Source organism: Marinobacterium ramblicola (assembly GCF_019084545.1).
Classification (GTDB): domain Bacteria; phylum Pseudomonadota; class Gammaproteobacteria; order Pseudomonadales; family Balneatricaceae; genus Marinobacterium_D; species Marinobacterium_D ramblicola.
Genome location: NZ_JAHREP010000002.1, coordinates 240,879 through 264,889, shown reverse-complemented (window position 1 = coordinate 264,889; position 24,011 = coordinate 240,879). Strand labels below are relative to the sequence as shown.

Annotated in this window: 16 protein-coding genes, 2 tRNA genes and 1 pseudogene; 9 read left to right on the top strand and 10 right to left on the bottom strand. The window is 60.7% G+C overall.

Annotated elements, in window-relative coordinates:
- Position 1: 1 nt before the first annotated feature.
- The 6 genes from KQ940_RS02375 to KQ940_RS02350 all read right to left on the bottom strand — a co-directional run bounded on the left by KQ940_RS02375 (position 2) and on the right by KQ940_RS02350 (position 5,924).
- Positions 2-74 (bottom strand) — tRNA-Asn (locus KQ940_RS02375).
- Positions 75-93: 19 nt separating this feature from the next.
- A tRNA-Ser gene (locus tag KQ940_RS02370) sits at positions 94-181 on the bottom strand.
- Positions 182-275: 94 nt separating this feature from the next.
- Positions 276-3,059, bottom strand: coding sequence for an EAL domain-containing protein (locus tag KQ940_RS02365; RefSeq protein ID WP_217411295.1), 2,784 nt, complete (start codon positions 3,057-3,059; stop codon positions 276-278).
- Positions 3,056-4,012, bottom strand: coding sequence for an ABC transporter substrate-binding protein (locus KQ940_RS02360; RefSeq protein ID WP_217411293.1), 957 nt, complete (start codon positions 4,010-4,012; stop codon positions 3,056-3,058). The genes KQ940_RS02365 and KQ940_RS02360 overlap by 4 nt, the downstream gene beginning before the upstream one ends.
- 548 nt (positions 4,013-4,560) lie before the next feature.
- A complete protein-coding gene (locus KQ940_RS02355) occupies positions 4,561-5,040 on the bottom strand; it encodes an NlpC/P60 family protein (RefSeq protein WP_217411291.1) in 480 nt (159 codons plus the stop codon).
- 143 nt (positions 5,041-5,183) lie between these two features.
- Entirely contained in the window at positions 5,184-5,924 is a 741-nt protein-coding gene (locus tag KQ940_RS02350; protein ID WP_217411289.1) for a glutathione peroxidase, read from the bottom strand.
- Positions 5,925-6,258: 334 nt separating this feature from the next.
- Here KQ940_RS02350 and KQ940_RS02345 point away from each other — a divergent pair, with 334 nt between their 5' ends.
- On the top strand, positions 6,259-7,584 hold the full coding sequence (locus KQ940_RS02345; RefSeq protein ID WP_217411287.1) for a DEAD/DEAH box helicase: 1,326 nt from the start codon (positions 6,259-6,261) through the stop codon (positions 7,582-7,584).
- 171 nt (positions 7,585-7,755) lie between these two features.
- A complete protein-coding gene (locus KQ940_RS02340; RefSeq protein WP_246589611.1) occupies positions 7,756-9,009 on the top strand; it encodes an MgtC/SapB family protein in 1,254 nt (417 codons plus the stop codon).
- Between the two features lie 55 nt (positions 9,010-9,064).
- On the opposite strand, the gene KQ940_RS22660 is transcribed toward KQ940_RS02340, so the two are convergent.
- The 3 genes and pseudogenes from KQ940_RS22660 to nirK form a co-directional block, all read right to left on the bottom strand.
- Positions 9,065-9,463, bottom strand: a complete 399-nt coding sequence (locus KQ940_RS22660; RefSeq protein WP_246589645.1) for an SCO family protein — start codon at positions 9,461-9,463, stop codon at positions 9,065-9,067.
- Positions 9,437-9,622: pseudogene (locus KQ940_RS22915) on the bottom strand (SUMF1/EgtB/PvdO family nonheme iron enzyme); the annotation flags it as partial. The gene KQ940_RS22660 and the pseudogene KQ940_RS22915, both read right to left, overlap by 27 nt.
- Positions 9,623-9,716: 94 nt before the next feature.
- The gene (gene nirK / locus KQ940_RS02330; RefSeq protein WP_217411285.1) at positions 9,717-11,144 is read right to left on the bottom strand and encodes a copper-containing nitrite reductase; all 1,428 of its coding nucleotides are present in this window, start codon (positions 11,142-11,144) and stop codon (positions 9,717-9,719) included.
- 296 nt (positions 11,145-11,440) lie between these two features.
- Between nirK and KQ940_RS02325 the strand changes: the two genes are divergently transcribed.
- From KQ940_RS02325 to KQ940_RS02295, 7 genes are all read left to right on the top strand, one after another.
- Positions 11,441-13,840 carry a Lon protease family protein gene (locus tag KQ940_RS02325; RefSeq protein ID WP_217411283.1) on the top strand — a complete coding sequence of 800 codons (2,400 nt, stop codon included), beginning with the start codon at positions 11,441-11,443 and terminating at the stop codon, positions 13,838-13,840.
- 28 nt (positions 13,841-13,868) lie between these two features.
- Entirely contained in the window at positions 13,869-14,585 is a 717-nt protein-coding gene (locus KQ940_RS02320) for a hypothetical protein (protein ID WP_217411280.1), read from the top strand.
- Entirely contained in the window at positions 14,582-15,454 is an 873-nt protein-coding gene (locus KQ940_RS02315; RefSeq protein ID WP_217411278.1) for an NAD(+)--dinitrogen-reductase ADP-D-ribosyltransferase, read from the top strand. Before KQ940_RS02320 ends, KQ940_RS02315 begins: the two co-directional genes overlap by 4 nt.
- Before the next feature lie 303 nt (positions 15,455-15,757).
- Positions 15,758-16,885, top strand: a complete 1,128-nt coding sequence (locus tag KQ940_RS02310) for an ABC transporter ATP-binding protein (RefSeq protein WP_343222600.1) — start codon at positions 15,758-15,760, stop codon at positions 16,883-16,885.
- A 56-nt stretch (positions 16,886-16,941) separates the two neighbouring features.
- Entirely contained in the window at positions 16,942-18,000 is a 1,059-nt protein-coding gene (locus tag KQ940_RS02305) for an ABC transporter substrate-binding protein (protein ID WP_217411276.1), read from the top strand.
- 76 nt (positions 18,001-18,076) lie between these two features.
- A complete protein-coding gene (locus KQ940_RS02300) occupies positions 18,077-19,318 on the top strand; it encodes an ABC transporter permease (RefSeq protein ID WP_217411274.1) in 1,242 nt (413 codons plus the stop codon).
- 13 nt (positions 19,319-19,331) lie between these two features.
- Positions 19,332-20,183 (top strand): ABC transporter permease, encoded by an 852-nt coding sequence (locus KQ940_RS02295; protein ID WP_217411272.1) that lies wholly within the window; start codon positions 19,332-19,334, stop codon positions 20,181-20,183.
- Positions 20,184-20,296: 113 nt separating this feature from the next.
- Here KQ940_RS02295 and putA read toward each other — a convergent pair whose 3' ends face one another.
- Positions 20,297-23,923, bottom strand: coding sequence for a bifunctional proline dehydrogenase/L-glutamate gamma-semialdehyde dehydrogenase PutA (gene putA / locus KQ940_RS02290; protein WP_217411270.1), 3,627 nt, complete (start codon positions 23,921-23,923; stop codon positions 20,297-20,299).
- Positions 23,924-24,011 lie beyond the last annotated feature (88 nt).

The following is a 24,011-nucleotide window of genomic DNA, read 5'->3' as shown; positions in this document are numbered from 1 at the left end:
GCTCCTCGAGCTGGACTCGAACCAGCGACCAATAGATTAACAGTCTACTGCTCTACCAACTGAGCTATCGAGGAATAACCCTAAATATCCTTATGGCGGAGGGACAGGGATTCGAACCCTGGGAGCCTCGCGACTCGTCGGTTTTCAAGACCGGTGCTTTCAACCACTCAGCCATCCCTCCGTAAGGATGGGCGCAAATATTACCGCCAAAATTTTGAGTGTCAACCACTTAGCGCAACTTTCTCGTATCTGGCCAGCTATTGATTAATCCTTGTTCAGTTGTTCGCCAGATCTTGCTGCAACACACTTAGCGGTAACGGACGGGCATAGTAATACCCCTGAACCAGATCGCAGCCCTGCTCGCGCAGAAATTCGACCTGCTGCTCGGTTTCGGCGCCTTCGGCCACCACCCTGAGCCCCAGGGCATGCGCCATGACGATCACCGTTTCGACGATGGTGCGATCATCCACATCCTGGTGAATATCGGCGACGAAGGAGCGATCGATCTTCAGGTAATCGATCGGCAGCCGCTTGAGATAAGCCAGTGACGAATAGCCGGTGCCGAAGTCGTCGATCGCCACCTCGATCCCCAGCTGTTTGATCTCCCGCAGCTGCTCACCGGCAAGCTCGAAATCCTCCACCAGCGCGCTCTCGGTGACTTCAATGCACAGGCACGCCGGATCCAGCTCCCGGTCGCGTATCCGGTCACGCACCATGCCCAACCAGCTTTCGCTGCGGAACTGACGCGGGGACAGGTTGATGCTGATCTTGCTGCTCTGCAACGGTTCGGTGCGGCACTCCTCCACCACGCGCTCGATCAGCCAACGGGTCAGATCGACGATCAGGTCAGACTCCTCCGCCACCGGGATAAACTCCGCCGGCGACACCGGTCCCAGCTCGGCGCTATTCCAGCGCATCAGCGCTTCGTAGATCCGCACCTCTCCGGTCAGCGGATCCACCTCCGGCTGGTAGACCAGGCTCAGCTCGCCCCTGGCCTGGGCCAGACGCAGGCCATGTTTAATGCTGACCAAGCGCCGGTTACGCTCCTCTATGCGGGTGTCGAAAAACGCGTACCGGCCGCGGCCGCTCTCCTTTGCGTGATACATCGCGGCATCGGCATTGCGCATCAACTGATCCCGATCCTCGCCATCGCGTGGGGCAACGACAATGCCGATACTGCAGCCGATGCACAGCTCCTGTTCGCCAACCGTATAGGGCTGAGCGATCGCCTCAATCAGTTTTTGCGCGATCACCGCCAGCTCGGTTTCATTGCCCACGTGAGGCACCAGTACGGTGAACTCGTCACCGCCCAATCGACAGGCCACATCGAGCTTGCGCAACCGGCTTTCGATACGTCGCGCCACCTGCTCCAGCAGCTTGTCGCCAAGCTCGTGGCCATTGCTGTCGTTGATCTCCTTGAAGCGATCGAGGTCGATGAACAGCAGGCCAAAGGGCTCCCTGTAACGCTGCATCCTCAGCACCGCGTCACTCACCTTCTGCTTGAACGAGGCGCGGTTATAGAGCCCGGTCAGGGTGTCGTAGTATGCCAGTTCGCGCAGCGCCTCCTCGGCACGCTTTTCGGCACTGATATCCTGGTAGATCGCAAAATAGCCGCTGATCCGGCCATCCCGTTCAACGATCGAGCTTACCGACAGGCGCACCGGGTAAAGGGTGCCATCGGGACGGCGATTCACCACCTCCCCCTGCCAACGCCCCTCGCTGCGCAGCCGCTGCCAGAACGTCTGATAAAAACCGGCATCCTGCACCTCGGACTTGAGCAGCTCCGGCCGCTTGCCGATCAGCTCATGTTTGCGGTATCCGGCGATCCTGGCGAAGGAGTCGTTGAGCTCGACGATCTTCCTGTCGGCATCGGTAATAATGATCCCCTCGGTGGTGTTCTCAAAAATCCGCCGGGAGATCATCAACAGTTGCTCGTTCTGCTGCTTTTCGGTGATATCCATGGCGATGGTGCAGACCCGTGCTTCCTCTGCCTCATAAAGCGGGAACTTGACCATAAACAACGTCCGAACACGCCCACCGAGCGCTACCGACCATTCGAACTGAGCCGGTTCCCCACTTTCGAGCACCTCCCGGTTCGCCCGGCGATGCTTTTCGATCAGGTCAGCGGGCAAGGGGTTCCGGGCGTTTTTATCACTGACCGGATCAAAACCATAGGTACTGACGAAACGGGGATTGACGTACACGAAGCGTCCTGGAGTGGATACGATACTGACCATCGCCGGTATGTGACGCATCACGTCGTCGAACAACGCGTACTGACTCAGCAGCGCGTCCCGGCTTGCGCTCAGAGAGTTGGCCAGACCATTCAGTACCCTGGCGATCTTGGCCAGCTCATCCCGTCCGTTAAGTTTGATCTTGCTGTCGTATCGTCCCGATTCGAGCAGTGCGATGCCATCGATAATCTTGCGCAGGCGACGGCTGATGTGCCGATCAAAGGCAAACAGGAAGAGTCCTCCAAACAGCAGAATGCCCAGTGAAATCCAGACAAACAACTGCTCGATACCCGATACCAGCCGACCATCGGAGTGCTCCAGATCCAACTCGATCAGTACCGCGCCCCAACTGTCACTGCGCAGACGCCCAGCGTCGGGAAAGTGAAGAGGCGCAGCGCCATAAATCGTTTTCTCCGCAGGCGAATCCGCCAACTGGACCGAACGGATCGACACCACCCGGTCAAACAGCTCGGAGGCACCGTGCAGCTTCATCTGTTCAAGCGTCTGTCCAACCCCCGATAATGAGGAGGACGCCACCACCCGGCGCTGCTCGTCGACGACCAGCAGATACTTGACGTCTCGCCGTACGCTGTTGGCCGCGATCTCTCTCTGCACTCCGCGGATATCGCCGCGCATCAGCAAATATTCCAGCGTGCCCTGCAACCGGTTCAAGGAGTAACGGATATCGCTCTCGGTGTACTCCCTGGAGAGGCTGAGCAGATAGGGGCGCACCACCAGCAACGCAAACACCATGGCCAGGATCCCGACCAACAGGATCACCCCCGGCACCAACAGGCGCAGCGGCGGTGCGGACACTTTTTTCATTCCCAGATACCCTGGGGCACGACGAGATCGTGCAGATCAACCGGTCTGGATATCAGATGACGTGTGTTCATCACCTCATACATGCGCTTGGCCTGCTGTAACAGCATTGAGGGCTCCTTATAGATCATCAGCTGGTTGCGTTGCCGATCCGGTATACGGATATCCGTCAGCGCCTGACTGACCTGCTCTGGCGTTAATCTTAGACGAGTGGACATCAGCGCGTGCGCCTTGGCCGGCTGGGTTGTCAGATAATCGACGCTGCGAAACCAGACATCGAGCAACTGGGCCAGCTGCTCGGGTCGGTTTTCGACAATCTCGGGCCTGACCACCAGCAGATCGATCACCTCATCCGGAATCCTTCGACTGTTGAAAACCTCGACACCGCCACTCTCCAGCAAACGCGACCGCATCGGCTCAAACGTCACGACCGCATCGACACTGCCGCGCAGAAACGCCTCCTCATGCTGGTTCGCCTCCAGCGACACGATCTCCACATCGGAGCTGGTCAGCCCTGCCCGGTTCAGAGCGCGACTGAGCATATAGGCCCCCAGCGCATTGGTCTCCACGCCTATACGCTGCCCCTTGAGTTCGGCCACCGTCCTAGCCTCGCGGGCAATGATGGCATCGGCGCCGTAGGAGGTATCGGTAATCAGCAGCACCTGGGCCGCTATCCCCCCCTCCCGCAGCAGCAACAGTTCGTCCAGCGTCAATGCCGCCACATCCAGGGCGCCATTGCGATAGGCCCGGATCACCTCACTGGCCGACAGCAACTCCACCAACTGTCCCTGTTTCCGGTCCAGATACCCCAACTCGCGGGACAGATATAAAGGTTCGTAACCGGGCCATACGTTGGTACCGATCTTCAGCGGCGGATGGGGTGAGTCGTTGCAGCCCAGCATCGACAGAGCAAGTGTCACCAGCAGGAGCATGCGATAGAGCGAAGGTATAGCCAAATCCATATCCTCATTTGGAGAGGAAAAGTTTCAATCTGCTCGCTCGATTATCCGAGTTTTTCGTCACCGGGCTATAGGCGGATAGTTTCAGTCCAGTCCGGCCACCGGTCGACTCAAGTTGAGCGCTTATCCACACGCCTCTCCAGTTGACTAAAATCCATCCCCATCTCGCGAAGCGCCAGGGTTACACTCACCCTATCAACCCGATACCCACAGCCTGGTCCCCGTGTACCAAGCGTTGCGGTGGACAGCTTGATAAAGGTTCAGGGTTGCAAACAGAATCTGTGCACAAGATTCTGGAAAACTTAGGGACAGCACGAGGAGTTAAGGCTGCAGGCCCGATGAAACCTGGCCTCGCAAAAAGCGTTTAAATATTGTTCGCCCCCACTGGGGTTATGCAAAAGCTAAAGTTGTCAACAGCCAAATCGATACTCCGGCGCTGTTTACAACGACGAGAAGAGTTGATCTACGCGTTTTATCCCCAGGGGTTATCCACGGGATTCCGACCTGTATTTGATCCACAGCCGCCCGCGCTGTGCACAACCCCGTCAGCGTGAGAGTTCGATAGCGCGTCGCGAGGCCAGATAGTGGTCTTGCCAATAGGGGTTATCCAGGGATGAGATCATCACACCACGACTGGTGGAAGCATGCAGAAAATCGCCGTTGCCCAGGTAGATGCCAACGTGGCGGACTTTCCAGCTGGTCTTGAAGAACACCAGGTCGGCGACCTGCAGCTGATCGCGATCGATGCGCAGGCCGAACTCGATCTGCTGTTCGGTCGTGCGTGGCAAACGCAGGGCGTAAAGCTCATCGAACACCCGGTAGACGAAGCCCGAGCAGTCGATGCCCTGGCGGTCCAGGCCGCCGAGACGGTAGGGTACCCCTTTCCAGCGCCGGTATTGATCAATCAGATCCTGCCTGACCCGGGCCTGGGAGCTGGAGAGCTGATAGGGGGCAGTGGCGTAATGCGGTGCACTGCTGCAACCTGCCAGCAGTATCAGCATCAGGGCAACAGATATCAGACGCATAGGGACCTCTTCGATTCGCACGCTTACTATGTTCTAAGTAATCGGCCGAACGGATGCAAGTTGAAGCCCTGTCTGATTCGAAAAGGGGGTTAAGGAGGGGTTAAAAACGGGGCGGCGCATGCAACGCGGCCCCGCCTCGACGATCAGGCGCTCCTCGCCAGCCAGTGCTCCAGCTCGTCGGCACCGCCGACATGCTCGCCATCGATGAAGATCTGCGGCACCGTTCCCCTACCGCTGACCGCCACCAGCGAAGAGTAAGTTACGCCGTTCTTGCCCAGCTGGATCTCCTCGTAGGGCATATCGTTCTCGCTCAGGTGCTTCTTGGCACGCGCACAGTGCGGACAACCGGGTTTGGTCAGCAGGGTGACACGCTTGGGCAGTTTGGCACCGGCATTGATGTAGTTGAGCATGGTATCGGCGTCGGAGACCTCGAACGGGTCGCCCGGCACCTCCGGCTCGATGAACATCTTCTCGATCACGCCATCCTTGACCAGCATCGAGTAGCGCCAGCTGCGCTTGCCGAAGCCCAGATCACGCTTCTCGACCAGCATCCCCATGCCGTCGGAGAACTCACCGTTGCCGTCCGGCAGCATATAGATGTTGGCGGCGTTCTGATCGCCGGCCCAGGCGCTCATCACGAAGGGGTCGTTGACCGACAGGCAGATGATGCTGTCCACCCCCTCGCGTTTGAACACCGACGCCAGCTCGTTGTAGCGTGGCAGGTGGGTGCTGGAGCAGGTCGGCGTGTAGGCGCCGGGCAGCGCAAACAGGATAACGGTCTTGCCGGCAAACAGTTCATCCGTGGTGACATTGACCCAGTCGTTGCCGACCCGGGTCGGGAAAGTAACGTTCGGTACGCGCTGACCTTCGCGATTCTCTAACATGCTGTGCTCCTTTCGAAAGGCTTAAGACCTGTTGGCTTAAGGCTGATCATTTATGTTGAAGCCAGTGTATGAGCAGACAAATCCAGTTAAAAATTAATTGTCGATAAACAACTAATAGTTTTGATCTATTACAAAAGATCTCACATGCATCTTAAGCCGGGTTATCCACTCAATTTGTGGATAAGTAGAGGAAGAGTGCGGGGGTAGATCGCCAGGCCCCTAGTGTTACGAGTCACAGAGGATTTCGTTCAATGACTGATCGGCGCCGGCGGCGCTTTTCTGCTAGGATGCACGCTTGTGTCATATCCCACTATTGCGCGGAGATTCTCCCCACGTGTTCGAAGAGTTGTTACTCAATGAGCGCCTGATCAAGGCGATCGATTCCCAGGGCTTCACGGAGCCGACCGAGGTTCAGCAGGCGGTGATCCCCCTCGCCCTCGATGGCCGCGACCTGATGGTCAGCGCCGAGACCGGCAGCGGCAAGACACTGGCCTTCCTGCTGCCGATTCTGCAACGCTGCGTCGAGCAGCCGGCGCCGCGCAGCGGCACCCGCGCGCTGATCCTCACGCCGACTCGCGAGCTGGCCGAGCAGGTCAGCGCCACCTGCGTCAAGCTCGCAGCCTTTACCCAGGTAAAGGCACTTTCCGTGTGCGGCGGCGAAAACTACCAGAACCAGACCGCCAAGATCCGCAAAAATCCGGAGATCATTGTCGGCACACCGGGCCGGATCAAGGAGCATATCGAGCGCAACTCCATCGACTTTGACGATCTGGAGTTCCTGGTACTGGATGAAGCCGACCGTATGCTCGACATGGGTTTCCGCGAGGAGGTGCTGTTCGTCACCGACGCCTGCCGCAAGGAGCGCCAGAGCATGCTGTTCTCCGCCACCCTGACCCACAGGGGCGTCGGCGACATTCTCGACCGCGTGCTGCGTGAGCCGGAAACCATCCAGCTCAGTACCGCGCAGACCGAGATCGAGAGCATTCGGCAGCAGGTGATCCTGGCCGACGACGCCAAGCTCAAGGAGAAGCAGCTGGTTTGGCTGCTGAAGAACGAGTCCTACGACAAGGCGATCGTGTTCACCAATACCCGCGCGCTCAGTGACGAGCTCGGTCCTCGCCTGCAGTCCCAGGGGTTGCGTGTGGGCGTGCTGCATGGCGAGCTGGATCAGCCCCAGCGCACCCGCATCCTCAATCTGTTGCGTGAAGGCAAGATCAGTGTACTGATCGCTACCGACGTGGCCGCCCGCGGTCTGGATATCGAGGGCGTGGATCTGGTGGTCAATTTCGACCTGGCACGCAGCGGCGATGAGCATGTGCACCGTGTCGGCCGTACCGGCCGCGGCGGCCGCGAGGGTCTGGCGATCTGTCTGATCGCACCCAACGAGTGGAACCTGAAGGCCAGTATCGAGCGCTATCTGAAGCAGAGCTTCGAGAAGCGCACGCTGAAAGGGCTCGAGGGCGGCTACACGGGGCCGAAGAAACTCAAGGCCTCGGGCAAGGCAGCGGGCACCGCCAAGAAGAAAGAGAGCAAGAAAAAGCCGGCCGAGAAGCCCAAGGTGAAGAACCGCCTGCGCGATCAGAAGCAGGTCGGCAAGCGCCGCGCCAAACCGGCACCGGTCAGCGAAGACGGCTTCGCACCGCTGAAGAAAAAGCAGTAGCGCCTGAATCCACCGCACGGCACCGTGCATCAAGCATCCCAGCCCCGTCATCGCGTACGGGGCTTTTTTTGCCGACTATCTTCTCTACCCGGTGCGCTTGACGCGGCGTCGGAGGCAAGGTTTATCTTTGTTTTCTAAGCTTAAAGCAGAGACCGCTCCGGGGCATGGAAGATGGATGTGATTACGGAACCTATCGTACAACTGTTGACGGCCGCCGCCCTGGGCTTGCTGATCGGGCTCGAGCGCGGCTGGCATGAACGCGAAACCCGCACCGGCGGACGCATCGCCGGTATCCGCACCTTCACGCTGATCGCGATCAGCGGCCAGATTGGCGGGTTGCTCGGCACCCTGCTCTCACCCTGGATCACCGTCACCGCACTGCTCGCCATTGCCGGGCTGCTGGGTATCGGCTACCGGCTCAATGCCGACGAGGACCGCGACTATGGCGCCACCTCATTCGTCGCCTCGATACTCACCTATCTGCTCGGCGTTCTCGTCGCGCTCAATCAACCCGGCCTGGCGGTATCCGCCGCCGTCATCATCAGTGTGCTGCTGCACTTCAAAGAGACCCTGCACAGCTGGTTGGCACGGCTCAGCAGCAGCGAACTGCGTGGCATACTGCAACTGGCCCTGATCTCGGCCGTCATGCTGCCGGTGTTGCCCAATGAAGGCTTCGGCCCCTGGCAGGCGCTGAACCCCTACGAGATATGGTTGCTGGTGGTGTTGATCGCCGGTATCAGCCTGACCGGCTACTTCGCCATGCAGCTGGCCGGTACCGACAAGGGGGTGATGATCACCAGTGCGCTGGGCGGCATTGCATCCAGCACCGCCACCACCCTGAGTCTGGCGCGCATGAGCCAGCGACTGCCCCTGCACCGCCTGCTGGCCGGCGGCATCATGCTGGCCAGCGCGATCATGTACCCACGCATCCTGTTCGAGGTCGCCGTGCTCAACCGGGCACTGCTGCCCGATCTGCTGCTGCCGCTGGGCGCCATGAGCCTGATCAGCCTGGCCGCCGCGGTTTGGCTCTGGCGTCACGACGAGGAGCATGGCCAGGTCAACATGGAGCAGATCGCGACCTCCCCGTTCCAGCTAGGTCCGGCACTGAAGTTCGGTCTGCTGCTGGTGGTCATCATGCTCGCCGCGGAGGGGATCAAGACCCATATGGGCGAGCAGGGGTTGTGGCTGGTCTCCATTATTGCCGGTCTTACCGATGTCGACGCCATCACCCTGACCCTGGCACGCATGGCCCACAACGGTATCGCCCAGGATACCGCAGTGACCGGCATTACCCTGGCGGCAATCAGCAACACTCTGGTCAAGGGGGTACTGGCCGCGCTGGCCGGCGGCTGGAAACTGATGCGCCAGCTCTGGCTGGGGTTGGCGCTGGCCCTGTCTGGCGGCGGAATTTTGCTGCTATTGTGATCTCGAGCAGACACCTGTCTGTGCCACGCTTGCGCGCTGAACGACGCCAGCGCAGTCAGCTACCGGCAATGAGCCGTTTTACCATGGCATCCGGGCCTTCCGGCAGGCCGGTTTCACTGAACAGGACCCGGCCCTGTTCATCCAGCACGACAAACTTGTTGCTGTGCGCCATCTCGCCATTGGCGATCCGTTTGTATTTGATATCCAGCGCCATCGCCAGCGAGCGCACATCCTCCGCCGTGCCTCGCAACAGCTCCCATCGGGAGAGGTTCAGGTTTCGCTTGTCGGCAAACTCCCTCAGGGTTTCAGCGCTGTCCTGCTCCGGCGTCAGCGACACCAGTACGAAGCCGACCTTGTCACGCCACACCTCCGGCAGTGCTTTCTCGACCCGCTGCAGGTCGGCGACCAGCGTGGAGTTGAAATCCTCGGTCCACTCCCAGATCAGTCCGTGCATATCCTGCACGCCCCAGAAATTGGCCGGTTGCCGGCCCACCGGGCGCAGCCCGTCGCTGCCGGGGCGGGCGTACCATTCCAGGATGCGCTGGTTATACCCCGGCTCGCGGCTACCGTCGGCCGCAGCCTCGCTGGCGCGGGCGGTAAATTCCCACTCGGCAACGGCCGGTAGCTACCGGCCGGCAGCGTCACCATCTCGTCTGCTCCGACCACCAGCGGAATGGTGGCCAGGCAGAGGTACGCCTGTGCTTTCATCAGTGATCGGCCGCACCGTTCAGTTGAACCTTGCTGCCCTCCCGGCGGCGCTCGGCTACCTGCTCCGGGTTGATCTGGCCACCCTTGTTGTCCCAGCTGTTGAGCACGTAGGTCAGCACGTTGGCCACCTCGGCGTCGCTCAAGCGCATCGCCGGCATCACGCTGTTGTATTTGCTGCCGTTGACGGTGATCTTGCCGCTGAGGCCATGCAATACGATATCGATGGCACGGGTCGGATCCGCGTTGAGGAAGTCTGAGCTGGCCAGCGGCGGGAAGGCAGCCGGAATGCCGACCCCACCCGCCTGGTGGCAGGCCTGGCAGTTCTGCTCATACAGGCGCTGACCGAAGCGGATCTGCTCAGCCTTGCTGCCGGCGACTTTCGGCGCCGGCGCCGCCCCGTTGACATCCTGGATAGTCGAGCCTTCCGGCAGATAGACGCTGTCGGCCTGCTTGCCGGAGTAGGCGATGCTGTCTTCAGGGCCATCCACCTTCATCATCCCCAGTGCGCCCTTGTTGAATGCACGGAAGATGGAGTGATCGACGAGGATAAAGTTGCCCGGTACATCCAGCTTGAACTCGGCTATCGCGGCACCGCCGGCCGGAATCAGCGTGGTCTGTACGTTCTCGTTGATGGCGGTGCCGCCTTCGACATGAACCTTGTCGAAGATCTCACCGATGACATGGAAGGATGACACCAGGTTCGGCCCGCCGTTGCCGACGTAGAGACGCACGGTTTCGCCGACGTTGGCGGTCAATGCCTGGTCACCGGTCAGCGCACCGACCGAGCCGTTGAACACCACGTAGTCAGCGTCTTCATGGATCGCCTTCTCCATATCGAACGGCTGCAATCCCTCTTCGCCGTATCCGCCCTTGGTGTAGAAGTCACCCTGCATCACGTAGTACTCGCGGTCGACCGACGGCAGCCCCTCTTCGGGTTCAACCAGGATCAAGCCATACATGCCGTTGGCGATATGCATGCCGACCGGTGCGGTGGCACAGTGATAGACATAGAGGCCGGGGTTCAGCGCCTTGAAGCTGAAGGTGGACGTATGGCCGGGAGCAGTGAAGGAGGAGACCGCACCGCCACCGGGGCCGGTGACCGCATGCAGATCGATATTGTGCGGCATTTTGGAACCGGGATGGTTGGAAAGGTGGAACTCCACCTCATCCCCTTCTCGCACCCGGATAAAGCTACCCGGTACCGAACCGCCGAAGGTCCAGAAGTTATATTCGACACCATCGGCCATTTTCATGACCTTTTCGACCGTCTCCAGATGGACCACCATCTTCGCGGAGTGGTCGCGGGTAATCGCGGGTGGCACCATCGGCGGGGTGGTCAGATTGGCTTCTATAGCCGGCAGGTCGCCGGCCAGGACGTTGAAGGACAAGGCTAGTGACATTGCAGCGTAGAGTGAGCGGAGCTTCATGAGGAATCCCTCCCAGTAGGTAATTGACACTCCGGGACATTCTAGGGCTCGGCAAGGACGGCGCAGGTTGACGGATATCAATTGCTGAATGCTAGATACATCTTTATTGATCCGACGCAATTACTGCGGTTGCAGCCAGCCGAGCGCCATCACGGTCGTCCTGATCAAGGCTTGGCGCTTCTGCTTCGCCTGCGTGGATCGACAGTTTTTGCTGTTGATCTGATCTGGATCAGACGCGCTGAGGCCGAACTCTGATCTACCCTATAGAGACCATTAGTGAACGGGAAAGGCGGACCATGGCTCTCAAACCTCTGGCTAGCACCCAACTCTACCATCACTGCGATCTCAGCGGATTCGGCTTCGAATCCACCGACGATCTGACACCGGATCTGTCGGCACTGGGACAGCAGCGGGCAATGGATGCAATTCAGTTTGCCATCGGCATGCACCACCCCGGCTACAACCTGTTCGTCAGCGGCTCCACCGGTGTCGGTCGACGAGAGCTGGTCTCCCGCACCATCAAAGCGCGCGCCGCTCAGGGCGAGTCACCGCAGGACTGGGTCTACGTACACAACTACGAACGCCCCCACGAACCGCGCATGCTCTGCCTGCCCCAAGGCTCGGGCCAGGGCCTGCGCCAGGATATGCAGCAGTTGATCGAGCGCCTGCTGCTGCAGATCCCGGCCACCTTCAAAAGCGACGAGTACCGCAACCGGGTGCAGGAACTGTCGGACGAGTTCGAGCAGCGCGAAGAGAGCCAGTTCCAGGCCCTTGGCGACAAGGCACACCAGGAGCAGATCACGCTGATGCGCACCCCGGCGGGGTACACACTGGGCCCGTTGCACGATGGCAAGCTGATGACACCGGACCAGTTCAAGGCCCTGCCCAAAGAGGAGCAGGAGCGGATCAAAGCCGCGCTTGAGCAACTCAATGCCGAACTGACCGCGCTGGTGCGGGAACTGCCCCGCCTGCAGCAGGAGCACCGCGAAGCGATCCGCCAACTCGACGACGAGATCACCCACAGCGTGATCGACCCGGCACTGAGCGAACTGCGCCAGAAGTATGGTAGCCAAACGGCGGTGCTCGAGTTTCTCGACCAGGTGCACCAGGACATGATCGAGAACGTGGACGATTTCTTCGCCCAGGACAAGGATGAGAACGCCAAGATGCCGCTGCACAAGCTGGCGCGCAGCGACACCTTCCGTCGCTATCGCATCAACCTGCTGGTCAGCCACGAGCATAACGGCGGTTCCCCGGTGGTGATGGAGGACATCCCCAGCTACCAGAACCTGGTTGGCCGCATCGAGTATCAGGCCCACTTCGGTACCCTGAGCACCGATTTCAGCCTGATCCAGCCCGGCGCGCTGCACCGGGCCAACGGCGGCTACCTGATCGTCGACGCGCAGAAACTGCTCTCCTACCCCTTTGCCTGGGAGGGGCTCAAGCGCGCCCTGCGCAACGACGAAATCCGCATCGACCCGCTGGAGAAGATGTACGGCATCAGCGGCACCCGCTCGCTGGAGGCGGAGCCGATGCCACTCAAGTTGAAGGTGATCCTGATCGGCGAGCGCCGACTCTACTACCTGCTCAAGGCGTACGATCCCGAGTTCAGCTCACTGTTCAAGATCTACGCCGATTTCAATGAACAGCTGGACCGCTCGCAGGAGAACCTTGAGGGTTATCTGGGCCTGATCACCCAACTGGTGCGCGAGGAGGGACTGGCCCCGTTCGGCTGCTCGGCGATCGAACGGGTGGTCGAGCAGGGGTCACGCCGTGTCGACGACAGCGCCAAACTGTCGCTGAACCGCGGCCAACTGATCGACCTGCTGCGGGAAGCCAGCTATTGCGCCATCCGCTCCGGCGCCAGCCGGGTAGAGGCCCAGCACGTCAGCCAGGCACTGAAACTGGCGCGAACCCGCAGCGCCCAGTATTCCGAACTGATGCAGGAGCAGCTCGAACGCGGCACCATCATCGTTGCCAGCAGCGGCAGCGCCGTGGGCCAGGCCAACGGTCTGTCGGTGTTCCAGCTCGGCGACCAGCGCTTCGGCAAACCGGCCCGGATCAGCGCCACCGCCCGCCTGGGCAGCGGCAAGCTGATCGATATCGAACGGGAGACCGAACTGGGCGGCCCGATCCACTCCAAGGGGGTGATGATCCTCTCCAACTGCATCGGCGCCCGCTACGCCCGCAACTCGCCGCTATCCCTGCATGCCAGCCTGGTGTTTGAGCAATCCTACGGCATGGTCGACGGCGACAGCGCCTCAGCGCTGGAGCTCTGCGTGCTGCTGTCGGCGATCAGCGGCTTGCCGATCAAGCAGTCGCTGGCGGTGACCGGCTCGATCAACCAGCGCGGCGAGATCCAGGCGATCGGCGGCGTCAACGAAAAGATCGAGGGTTTCTTCGAACTGTGCAAAAGTCGCGGCCTGAGTGGAGAGCAAGGGGTGGTGATCCCGGCCGCAAACGTGGACCACCTGATCCTCGATCAGGAGGTGGTCGAGGCCTGTGAGCGGGGCGAGTTCCATATCTATGCGGTCCGGGAGCTCGATGAACTGATCGCCCTGCTGTTCGATCACAAACCGGGCAAGGCCGACGAAGACGGTCGCTATCCGCCGGCCAGCGTCAACGGCTGCGTGCAGCAGCAACTGCTGGACTGGACCGAGCAGGCGCGCAAACTCTCCGCCAAGGCGGATAAATGAGACCGGATACGAGGTTAGGGGGCTCACCATGATCAGACGTCTGATACTGAAACTCGACCCCCGCTGTGCCGAGCACTCGGAGCTGACCATCTACGCCGCGCTGGCACGAGCCCTCAATGCCGAACTGCTGGCCCAGCTGGAGGAGGACGAGCACCTGGATGAGCTGGCCGCCCTGCCCTTCATCACCGAGATCTGTCGGACAGGCGCGGTATCCAGGCCGCTTAATCGCGACTCACTGCATCGCCGCAACGAGCGGTTGATGCGCCGCCTGCGTGCCGAGCTCGAGGAGATTGCGCGCCGCTCACCGCTGCATTGGCAACTGGTGCGCACCCGTCGCTCCGAAGCCACGGCGCCGGATCCGGACACGGCGCTGCTGCGTGCTGCACAACCGCCGCGAACGGCCAGCGCAGCGGCCACCGTAAAGCCGCATATGGCGGTGATCCATAGCGGTGACGAGGCCTCCGAGCGCGCCCTGGCGTATGCCCGCAGAATCGCGGAAAGCGAAAAGATCCCCCTGCTGCTGCTGGCCCTGCCCAGTTCGCCCTGGCACAGGGCGCACTCGCTGCCGGAGGGGGTCAGCGTACGCACCGACCTGGTCGGATACGATTCCGCCAGTCTCAGACCGATGCTGCGCGCCTGGCAGGTAGGGCTTATCGTGATTCCCGCCGAGAGATTCGCGGATCCCAAAGACGAAGAGCGCCTGGCCCGCCAACTGCCGGGCGTTGCCCTGCTGATTACACCATGAACGACAGAACGATCCCGCCCTGTCGAGAGCCGCAACCGCCGCGCAATGCGCTGCTGCCGATCAACCGCTGCAACCTGCCGGCACGCATCATCGCCAGTCTCGACTACCAGCGCCACCCGGTTCCGCTGAGGATAGATGGCGTCGATACGCTGTACGGCGATCTCCTGCAGCACCTCTCATCCGCTGAGGGCGCACGCGAACGCCTGGAACAGTTTCGCAATTACATGACGCTGAGATTCCGTCTGCCGGCGGATGATCTGCCCGTGTCGCCGTTGGATGAACCCCAGCTGCGGCCCAAGGCACATTACAACCGGCTCATCCGCGGCTGGCTGTTCGACGCCGACAGCCGCGAAGGCGCGGTTTGGAAAGGCTGGGCCGAATCTCGCTTCGGCCTGCTGACCCGCTTCCACAAAGAGCCGATTCCAAGCCCGGAGAGTGAAGCCTACGACCGCTTTATGGAGGAACGGATACGCGGCATCTACAACACCAACGCGTTGGAAACTCAGCTCGACCTGCTCTATACCTTCTGTCAGTACGAGTTGACTCTACGCTATCCGGGACAGCGGCATCTGCGTTTATATCGCGGCAGCCGTGGCGGGCTGTACGGCGAGCATAACGGCAAACCGATCAAGCTGTTCAACAATCTGAGCTCGTTTACATTGGACCCCGAAGAGGCGTTGCGCTTTGGCGACCGGGTGTTGGAAGTGGCGGTACCCGTTAGCAAGATCGTCTGCTTCGACGGCCTGCTGCCCGGTCAGCTGCAGGGCGAGCAAGAGTATGTGGTGCTGGGCGGTTTGTTCGAGGTGTCCTGGTTCAGAGAAGTACCTGGAGCGGTAATTTCGGGGTCCGCAGGATGCTCGCCGTTGTGAAGGGGTTACACCAGTGTTACGTAACAGTTGTTACAAAAGGAAACAGGCAAGCCTGAGGACGCACAAAAAGATATTCATCCACAAAAAAAATAAAACGTAGATAAGATCACTATTTTTTCAAACATACACAAAAAAAGTGCATGCGCGCACATAAACAGTGCATAGTGGTGAGGACAGGGTTTAAGCAGCCCTGACCGACTGAGCTGCAACACCTGAAACACCCGGTTTTGCTCCGGTTGGCATAGCCTTTGCGTTACAAAGCACAACTTGCGCGCCCACGGATGCCAGAGAAGGGGTTTATACGTGTCAACTCACGACATCAACGATCAGTATGTTCGCTTCATCAATGTAAAGAAAAGCTACGACCAGAGAGCACTGGTAGTAAAGGATTTCAGCCTCGATATCCGCAAGGGGGAGTTTGTTACTCTGCTCGGCCCCTCGGGATCGGGAAAAACCACTTGTCTGATGATGTTGGCGGGTTTCGAGGACGTCACCAGCGGCACCATCCAGATTAACGGCAAGTCGGTACAGGATGTCGCCCCCTACCACCGCAATATCGGCATGGTGTTCCAGCACTACGCCCTGTTCCCCCATATGACCATCTCGGAAAACCTGGCCTATCCGCTCAAGGTGCGCAAGCTGCCGGCAAGTGAAGTCAAGCAGAAGGTGAAGGATGCACTGGCTCTGGTCGAACTCGATGCCTTCGGCGGACGCTATCCTGGCCAGTTGTCCGGCGGACAGAAGCAGCGCGTGGCGCTGGCACGCTCACTGATCTTCGAACCCAGCATCGTGTTGATGGACGAACCGCTCGGCGCGCTGGACAAGAACCTGCGCGAACATATGCAGTACGAGATCAAACGTCTGCACGAGCAACTGGGCTTCACCGCGATCTACGTCACCCACGATCAGACCGAAGCGCTGACCATGTCCGACCGCATCGCCGTATTCAACGATGGCGTGGTGCAGCAGTGTGCGCCGCCATCTGCCCTGTATGAAACACCGGCCAACTCCTTCGTCGCCGACTTCATCGGCGAGAACAACCATATCAACGGCAAGGTTGAGTCCAACGACGGCAAGATCGCCGAGATCAGCCTCTCGCGCGGTGACCGCGTGCGGGCGCTGGATATCAACTGCCCGCCGGTCGGCGAACCCTGCATCCTCGCTGTTCGCCCGGAAAACCTGTTTATCGCCGGCACTGGCCGCGAATACGACAACGTCATATCCGCCGAATTCATCACCCGACTCTACGTCGGCGACTCCATCCGTTACTTCTTCAAGATGAGCGATGGCGCCGAACTGATGGTCAAGGTACTGAACGATCAGGACGCACCGGTTCTCGAGCCGGGCACTCAGACCCGCCTGACCTGGGCGACCGAACGCGGCCTGGCGCTGGACAAGCCAGCTGGAAAGAATCCTGTCAAGGCCGCGTAAAGCGCGCCTTGAGGACAAAGTGGACCAACGACTCAATGTCTGGAAGAGGTGATCTAATGAAGAAGAAACTGTTAAGCCTGGCGGCCGCCGTATCTGTCGGCATGGTTGCAAACCTGGCCGGCGCAGCCGAATTGACTGCCGTATCCTTCGGTGGTGCCTACGGTGCAGCGCAGCAGAAGCACATGATCGACCCGTACATGGCAAAAACAGGCAACAAGGTCCTGTTCGAAAACTACTCCGGCGGTGTGGCCGAGCTCAAAGCCCAGGTGGAGAGCGGCAACGTGCTGTGGGACGTAGTCGACATGGAAGTTATCGACCTTGAGCGTGCCTGCTCCGAAGGTCTGCTGGAGGTGTTCCCGCAGGATCAACTACCCCCGGGCGACGATGGCACGCCGGCGGCCGAAGACTTCAGCAAGGAAGCCCTCGCCAACGAGTGCGGTGTCGGCAACATCGTCTGGACCGTACTCTACGCCTATAACCACGACACCATCCAGGGTGGCGAGCCGAAGAGCATGAACGACTTCTTCGACACCAAGACCTTCCCGGGCAAGCGTGCACTGCGCAAACGTCCGCAGGTCAACATGGAGTGGGCACTGCTGGCCGATGGCGTACCCAAGGATCAGGTCTACGACCTGCTGTCCACCGAAGAGGGTCAGGCACGCGCCTTCGCCAAGCTGGACACCATTAAAGACGACATCGTCTGGTTCGACAGCTGGTCTCAGGCACCGCAACTGCTCAACGACGGTGGTGCCGTGATGGTTCAGTCTGCCAATGGTCGCTTCTTCGCGGCGATCCAGCAGGAGAACAAGCCGTTCGAGATGGTGTGGGACGGTCACGTCTTCGACCTGGACGTCTGGGCTGTGGTCAAGGGCGCCAAGAACAAGGAAACGGCAATCGACTTCGTCAAGTTCGCCACCGGTTCCAAGCCGCTCTCCGGCATGCCTGAAGTCGCCTATGCGCCGACCCGCAAGTCATCTGCCGCCTACATCGATGCGTCTGTTCTGCCGAAACTGCCGTCTGCCCACCTGGATGAAGGCCTGAAAGCCTCCTCCCTGTTCTGGGCAGACTACGGCGAGTCACTCGGCGAGAAGTTCAACGAGTGGCTGCTGAAGTAAGTAGATAACTTTTACGCGTAACACCCCGGGCCCGCCGCCAACCGGCGATGGGCCCGGCCTGACAGGGTTCTATCGCATGTCCAACCCAGAGCTGACACCCGACGAGATCAAGCAGGCCGACCGCAACCGCCGCCGCAGCAAGCTGCTGGCGACCCTGTTTGTCGTTCCCCTGCTGGTGTTCATCTTCGTCACCTTCGTCGCCCCGATCGGCACGATGCTGTACAGAAGCTTTTACCACCCGACCGTATCCGAGCTGATTCCCAACACGCTTGAAGCGCTGGACGACTGGTCCGAGGATGGCAGTGAACTGCCACCGAACCCCACCCTGAACATCTTTGCCGTCGAGTTGAAGTCGCTGTTCGAAGAGCGTCTCTCCGGCAAGCTGGCCGAAGAGATCAACCGCGCGCTCCCCGGCTCTTCGAGCCTGATCAAGTCCACTGCCCGCCTGGTAAGCCGGGCCGATACCGCCGAGCTGGAGACCGGCGGCGCCGCTCTGCTGTTCGACAGCAACAGCAAATGGCAGCAGATCGAGCTTTGGCAGGCGATCAAGAAAGCGGGTTCTGTATTTACCGCCGACTACTACCTGACCGCCCTGGACCTGGAGCGGAGCCCCTCCGGCGAGATCGTCCAGCGCGGCACCCAGATCTATCTGGACCTGTACTGGAAGAGCCTGAAGATCGCCTTCTACATCACCCTTCTGACGGCGTTGATCGGCTTTCCGCTGGCCTGGTACCTGGCCAACGCGCCGACCCGGATCGCCAACACGCTGATGATCTTCGTGCTGCTGCCGTTCTGGACCTCGTTACTGGTGCGCACCACCTCCTGGATCGCGCTGCTGCAGACCAACGGCGTGGTCAACTCGACCCTGCAGACACTGCATATCATCTCCGAGCCGCTGGAGATGATGTATACCCAGTTCGCCACCGTCATCGCGATGACCCATATTCTGCTGCCGTTCATGATCCTGCCGCTGTACAGCGTGATGAAGGGGATCGACCCGAGCTACTTCCGCGCCGCGCTGTCGCTGGGCGCCAAGCCGATACCGGCGTTCATCCGCATCTACCTGCCGATGACGGTACCGGGGTTCAGCGCCGGGGCGTTGCTGGTGTTCATCATCTCGATCGGCTACTACATCACCCCGGCCCTGGTCGGTGGTACCGAGGGGCAGATGATATCCAACCTCATCGCCTTCCATATGCAGTCGTCCAACAACTGGGAGCTGGCCGCCGCGCTCGGCTCGCTACTGCTGCTGTTGATCACCCTGCTCTACTGGCTGTATGACCGTCTGGTCGGCATCAGCAACCTGAAGCTGGGCTAAGAGGATCTTTCGGATGGTTCAATTTCCACGCTACTTTACACTCTGGCAGAAACTCGGTCTCACCGGCGTCAAGCTGACCGCCTGGCTGGTGCTGCTGTTCCTGATGGCGCCGATCCTGGTCATCATCCCGCTGTCGTTCAATGCCGAGCCCTACTTTACCTTCACCCAGGGAATGCTGGCGCTCGACCCGGAGGCGTACTCGCTGAAGTGGTACCAGGAGATCCTGGCCGACGATAAATGGCTGCTGGCGATCAAGAACAGCTTCTATATCGGCTTCATGGCCACCATCATCGCCACGGTGCTCGGCACCACGGCGGCGATCGGTCTGACCCGCGCCGATATGCCGTTCCAGCGCATGATCATGGCGCTGCTGCTGTCGCCGATGATCGTGCCGGTGATCATCACCGCCGCGGGTATGTTCTTCTTCTACTCCCAGCTCGATATCGCCGGCAGCTACATCGGCGTGATCCTGGCGCACGCCGCACTGGGCACCCCGTTCGTGGTGATCACGGTGAATGCGGCGCTGGCCGGGTTTGACTACTCGCTGGTGCGCGCGTCGCTCGGCATGGGTGCCAGGCCGGTGTACACCTTCTTCAAGGTGATCATGCCGCTGATCCGCCCCGGCGTTATCTCCGGCGCCCTGTTCGCCTTCGTCACCTCGTTCGACGAGGTGATCGTGGTGCTATTCCTGGCCGGTCCCGAACAGCGCACCATTCCGCGCCAGATGTTCTCCGGCCTGCGCGAGGAGATCAACCCGACCATCCTCGCCGTCGCCACGCTGCTGGTTATCCTGTCCGGCCTGCTGCTGTTCACTATGGAATACCTGCGCGCACGCAGCGAGAAGATGCGCTCGGGTACCGCCTGAACGCCCGCGGCATACCGTACATCCTGTACATAAAAAGGCCTCGGACATGAATATGTCCGAGGCCTTTCCGGTGCTTCTCGACGCTTACAAAACGATCACGCCACGAGCTGCTATCACTCGGACGATGCGATCAGGCTAGCGTTACCGCCGGCCGCCGTAGTGTCGATGCAAAGGTGGCGTTCGATCACATAACGCTCAGGCAGAGTGTACTCGGTGATCAGCTGCAGCAAGGCACCATCACGCTCGGCCAGTGCCTGGCGGTATTCACGCAGCAGCTCCGGCTCGGCGGCACTGACCACTGCCTCAAACCCCTCAACACTTGAGAGCGCCTGCGGCTGCAGCAGCCCATCCAGGCCGATGATCGGCAGCCCCGCCTCGGTTACCTTGGCGACGGCGGCCTCCACACCCGGTGCAATCACCACCACCTTGTTGCCCTGCGACAGCGCCACTGCGGCCTGCTGCAACGCTGTTTTCTTATCCGGGCCCAGGCAGAGCACGACACCACGCGCGCAGTTGGAGAGCCGGTTCAGCTCCCCGGTCGGCCCCGGCAGCAGCTCAGGCTCGGCATCCAGTGGCGCGGGCGCATCGGCAAAGAACGGACGCAGGGCGAGAATCCGCTCCTGCGGCTCCTTGACCGGGATACCACTCAACTTGCCGATCGCGGCACTCAGGCTCTCCGCGCCGACACTACGACTCGCTGGATCCGCCCCGACCTGCTCACTTTCGGCACGCTTGAAGCGGCGCACATAGTGCGGACCGCCCGCTTTCGGCCCGGTACCGGAGAGTCCCTCACCACCAAAGGGCTGGGAGCCGACGATGGCGCCGATCTGGTTACGGTTGACATAGGTGTTGCCCACCTTGATCCGGCTGACGATCCGCTTGACGCGGGAATCGACGCGGGTGTGCAGCCCGAAGGTCAGACCGAAGCCCTTGGCGTTGATCGCATCGACCACCCGGTCGAGCTGGTCCGCCTCGAACGTGGCCACGTGCAGCACCGGGCCGAAGATCTCCTCCTCCAGTTCCTCGATACCCTCCAGGCGGATCACCGTCGGCGCCACGAACAGCCCTTTTTCCGGCTTGGCCAGGGTTTTCACTACCCGGCCTTTGGCCGCGAACTTCTTGCAGTGCGCGTCGATGCCCGCCTTGGCTGCCTCATCGATCACCGGACCGACGTCGGTGGAGAGCAGCCAGGGGTTGCCGATGCTCAGTTCATCCATGGCACCGAACAGCATCTCCAGCAGGTGATCGGCAATATCCTTCTGCACATAGAGCATACGCAGCGCCGAGCAGCGCTGACCGGCACTCTGGAACGAGGATGCCAGCACATCACGCACCACCTGCTCCGGCAGCGCTGTGGAGTCGACGATCATCGCGTTCAGACCGCCGGTTTCGGCGACCAGCGGCGCATCCGGCGCCATGCTCTGTGCCATGACGCTGTTGATCCGCTGCGCGGTGGCGGTGGAGCCGGTAAAGCAGACCCCGGCGATGCGCGGATCGGAGGTCAGCGCGGTACCGACGGTGGCACCGCTGCCCGGCAGCAGTTGGATCGCCTCTTTCGGAATACCCGCTTCATGCATCAGCTCGACAGCACGACTGGCAAGCAGCGCGGTCTGACCCGCCGGCTTCGCCAGCACCGCATTACCGGCAGCGAGCGCGGCCAGCACCTGGCCGGTGAAGATCGCCAGCGGGAAGTTCCAGGGTGAGATACAGGAGATCACGCCACGCGCGTCGCCCGCCTCGCGGTTACGGAGCCCTTCATTGGCGTAGAAGCGGGCGAAATCCACCGCCTCGCGGATCTCGGCAACGCCATCGAGCAGCGTCTTGCCCGCCTCACGGGTCGCCAGTGCAAACAGCTCGTGCGTGTGCGCTTCATAAAGGTCACCGACCCGTGCAATACACTCCGCACGCGCCTGCGCCGACATGGCCGACCAGAGGGCGAAGCCCTGTTGAGAAGCCGCAATCGCCGCTTCGATATCCTCAGCCGCAGCCTGGGTCACATGACCGACCAGGTCGTCCGGATCCGCCGGGTTGCGCACCTCTTTCACTTCAGCGCCGACGACCGCCGACGCCAGTACCGGCCCACCCGTCCACTGATGCTCACGGAACTGACTGCGCGCTTTCTCGATCTCCTCAACCTGCACCGGATCGGTGATATCCCACCCCTTGGAGTTCGTGCGGCCCTTGCCAAACAGATCGGACGGACGCACGATCGCCTTGCTGGAGATCTCACGACCGAGCTCCTGCACCAGGCTGATCGGATCGCGGGCGATCATCTCCGGCGTGATCCGGGTATCGACGATCTGATTAACGAAGGAGCTGTTGGCGCCGTTCTCCAGCAGTCGGCGCACCAGGTAAGCCAAGAGGTCCTGGTGAGCGCCCACCGGGGCGTAGATACGGCAGCGGGTATTGCCGCCGCTCATCACCGCCTCATGCAGCGACTCGCCCATACCGTGCAGGCGCTGGAACTCGAAGCAGTCACGCCCTTCGGCCAGCTCCAGGATCGCGGAGACGGAGTGGGCGTTATGGGTGGCGAACTGCGGATAGATGCGGTCGGTCATGCCCAACAGCTTCTTGGCGCAGGCCATGTAGGAGACATCGCTGCACGCCTTGCGGGTAAAGACCGGAAAATCCTCCAGCCCCATCACCTGGGCACGCTTGATCTCGGCGTCCCAGTAGGCGCCCTTGACCAGGCGCACCATGATGCGACGGTCCAGTTTGGAGGCCAGTGCATAGAGCCAGTCCAGCACATGGGAGGCACGCTTGCCGAACGCCTGCACGACAATACCGAAACCGTCCCAGCCGGCGAGTTCCGGATCAGACAGCACCGCTTCGATCACATCCAGCGACAGGTCCAGGCGATCCGCCTCTTCGGCATCGATATTGAAGCCCATGTTGGCTGCTTTCGCCTGCTTGACCAAGCTGAGGGTGCGCGGCACCAGCTCGCTCATCACGCGATCGCGCTGGCCGAACTCATAGCGCGGATGCAGTGCCGACAGTTTGACCGAGATACCGGGGTTCTTGCGGATATCAGAGTGTACGCAGTTGACCTTGAGCTCCGCGATCGCGTTGGAATACGCACGCTGATAACGCAGCGCATCCCGGTCGGTCCGCGCCGCCTCGCCGAGCATGTCGTAGGAGTAGGTGTAACCCTTTTCTTCGTACTTCTTGGCACGCTTGAGCGCCTCCTCGATCGTGCGACCGAGTACGAACTGACGGCCCATCTCCTTCATCGCCTGATGGGCGACGGTGCGCACCATCGGGTCGCCCATGCGCTTGACCAGCGTACGCAGGGTCTCGACCAGGCTCTGCTTGTCGGCCGGGCTGATCAGCTTGCCGGCGACCATCAGGCCCCAGGTGGTGGTGTTGATCAGAGAGGATTGGGATTTACCGCGATGCTCACCCCATTTTCCGGAGGAGACCTTGTCCTCGATCAGCTCATGGATGGTGATGTTATCGGGGACACGCAGCAGCGCTTCGGCCAGGCACATCAGCGCCACACCCTCTTTGGTGCTCAGGCCGTACTGCGCGAGGAACTTCTCCATCATCGTCGGTTTGGAGTTGCCACGCACATTGCGCACCAGCTCCGCGGCGCGCGTGGAGATCGCCTCGCGCACGGACAGGGACAGCTCGGCACCGGCTATCAACTCGCTGATCACCTTGTACTCGTCAGCAAGATAGTAGTCGTGGATAGCTTGTCGGCATTCGTGGATGGTCGGTGTTACAGCTTGAGCCAGTGCCATATCGTTATCCTCTTATTCGTGTATAGCCTGGGCATTCTACACAAACAAATTTGGCCACTTTCTCCTTAAGATAGCCAAAAATGACAAA